Raw genomic sequence first — 2363 nt, 5'->3', positions numbered from 1 at the left:
GCCCAAGCGTTAATTCCTGTTAGGAATTTCTCTTCTTTGCCAATGACCTAGGCAAAATCTGCAGCCCCAGAATGGGACGCATTTTTTTCAAAGCGGAAACCCGGCCTTTACCCTGTCTGGCCAATATCGGGCTCGTTGAAGTTGCGTAACGGTCTTGGCGTCATGGGTATCTCGCGTACCGGGACCGCCAGCGCTCCCGTCCGGATTCAGGTTTCGCGTACCGGACGGCCAGCGCTGGGGGCCCGGATGAAGGCCAGGAGCCTTCCCGAACATATCGGCACTCCGCAGGAGCTGCCGCTCGATCAGGTCCTCGTCGGGGACTGCGTCGCGGCGATGGAGGCCCTGCCTCCGGCGAGCGTCGATCTCATCTTCGCCGACCCGCCCTACAATCTCCAGCTTGGTGGCGATCTGCGCCGGCCCGACGACAGCCTCGTCGATGCCGTCGACGACGATTGGGACAAGTTCGCCTCCTTCTCCGACTACGATGCGTTCACCCGCGCCTGGCTAGCGGCCGCGCGGCGCGTGCTGAAGCCGGACGGAGCGCTGTGGGTCATCGGCAGCTACCACAACATCTTCCGCGTCGGCGCGACGCTGCAGGATCTCGGATTCTGGATGCTGAACGACATCGTCTGGCGCAAGGCCAACCCGATGCCGAACTTCCGCGGCCGGCGCTTCACCAACGCGCATGAGACGCTGATCTGGGCGGCGCGTGGCGAGCATTCGAAGTACACGTTCCATTACGAAGCGCTGAAGGGCGGCAATGACGACCTGCAGATGCGCTCGGATTGGTACCTGCCGCTCTGCACGGGCGACGAGCGCCTGAAGGACGACAACGGCGCCAAGGTGCATCCGACGCAGAAGCCGGAAGCCCTGCTCGCCCGCGTGCTGCTTTCGGCCTCCAACCCCGGCGACGTTATCCTCGACCCTTTCTTCGGCACGGGCACGACGGGTGCGGTCGCCAAGGCGCTCGGCCGCCGCTTCATCGGCCTCGAGCGCGACCCGGTCTATGCCAAGGCGGCGCGAGAGCGCATCGCCGCGGTGACTCCGCTGGCACCGGAGGCCTTCTCGGCCGCGCCGTCGAAGCGCAGCGAACCGCGCGTCCCCTTCCTCAGCCTGATCGAAGCCGGGCTGGTGAAGGCCGGAGAGACCGTCCATGACGAGAAGCGCCGCTACAAGGCGGTTGTTCGCGCCGACGGAACGCTCCTGCTCGGCCCGGCGGTCGGCTCGATCCACAAGGTCGGCGCGCTGGCGCAGGGCCTGCCGGCCTGCAATGGCTGGACCTTCTGGCATGTCGAACGCGAGGGCGGCCTCACGATCCTCGACGCGCTGCGCGGCGAAATCAGGGCGCAGATGGCGGCCGCCTGAGCGCCGCCAGCCCAGCTTCGAGCACCTTCTGCATCAGGCTCGGCAGCGGTTCCTCGGTGAGCCGCGCCTTGGCCGTGAAGCGCATCCCCCAGGGCGGCTCGGCCGCGGCTGGCGCATGGCCGACAAGCACCGTCAGCTCAAGCGGAAAATGCGTGAAGACGTGGCGGACCGGCATCGGCAGCCTCTGCCAGCGCAGCGGCAGCGGCGCGTCCTGTGCAGCGCCGTCCAGCTCGTAATCGGCGCGCCAGTCGCTGGTCGGCACCTCGGCCATGCCGCCGAGCAGGCCCTTGGCCGGGCGCGTACGCAGCAGAACCGCGCCATCCGCTCGAACCAGCACGAAGGCTGCGCCATAGCGGGTCGCGCCGGCCTTCTTCGGCGCCTTGCGTGGAAAGGTCTCCTGAGTGCCCTCCGCCCGCGCCCGGCACGGCTCGCGCCAGGGGCAGAGCCCGCAGGCCGGATTGCGCGGCGTGCAGATCGTGGCGCCGAGATCCATCAGGGCCTGGGCGAAGTCGCCCGGGCGGGCACGCGGCAGCAACGCCAGCACCTTCTCGCGAATCAGCGGCCGGGCGCCCGGCAACACCTGCTCGATCGCGAAGAGCCGGCTCATGACGCGCTCGACATTGCCGTCAACCGCGGCTGCCGGCCGGTCGAAGGCGATCGCCGCCACCGCGCCTGCGGTATAGGCGCCGATGCCCGGCAGGGCGCGCAGCCCCTCCTCCGTGTCCGGGAAGCGGCCGCGATGGCCCTCCATCACGGCCTTGGCGCAGGCGTGGAGATTGCGGGCGCGGGAATAGTAGCCGAGCCCGGCCCAGGCCTGCATGACCTCCTCGGATTGAGCCTCGGCGAGGGCCTTCACCGTCGGAAAGCGCGCCATGAAGCGCTCGTAATAGGGCTTCACGGCGGTGACCGTGGTCTGTTGCAGCATGATCTCGGAGGCCCAGACCCGATAGGGGTCGGGCCGCTCGCCGGCGACGGAGCGCCAGGGCAGTGCGCGGCGG

2 protein-coding genes are annotated in these 2363 nt (G+C 68.6%); one reads left to right on the top strand and one right to left on the bottom strand.

Translation table 11 applies throughout. The annotated features are described in order from the left end of the window. Positions 1 to 162 precede the first annotated feature (162 nt). Positions 163 to 1365, top strand: coding sequence for a site-specific DNA-methyltransferase (locus tag ACIPIA_RS14455; RefSeq protein WP_400510553.1), 1203 nt, complete (start codon positions 163 to 165; stop codon positions 1363 to 1365). On the opposite strand, the gene mutY is transcribed toward ACIPIA_RS14455, so the two are convergent. Next, positions 1340 to 2363, bottom strand: a 1024-nt coding sequence (mutY, locus tag ACIPIA_RS14450; RefSeq protein WP_400510551.1) for an A/G-specific adenine glycosylase, incomplete at its 5' end; no start/stop codon positions are given. The genes ACIPIA_RS14455 and mutY overlap by 26 nt on opposite strands.

Origin of the sequence: Allobosea sp. CER48 (assembly GCF_044752385.1) — a bacterium.
Taxonomy (GTDB): domain Bacteria; phylum Pseudomonadota; class Alphaproteobacteria; order Rhizobiales; family Beijerinckiaceae; genus Allobosea.
The sequence above is the reverse complement of the archived record's forward strand: the minus strand, read 5'-3'. Positions and strand labels throughout refer to the sequence as shown.

What these genes read in the sequence shown, in the direction of transcription:
- ACIPIA_RS14455 (WP_400510553.1), top strand. Translation starts at nt 163, where the DNA reads ATGGGTATCTCGCGTACCGGGACCGCCAGCGCTCCCGTCCGGATTCAG.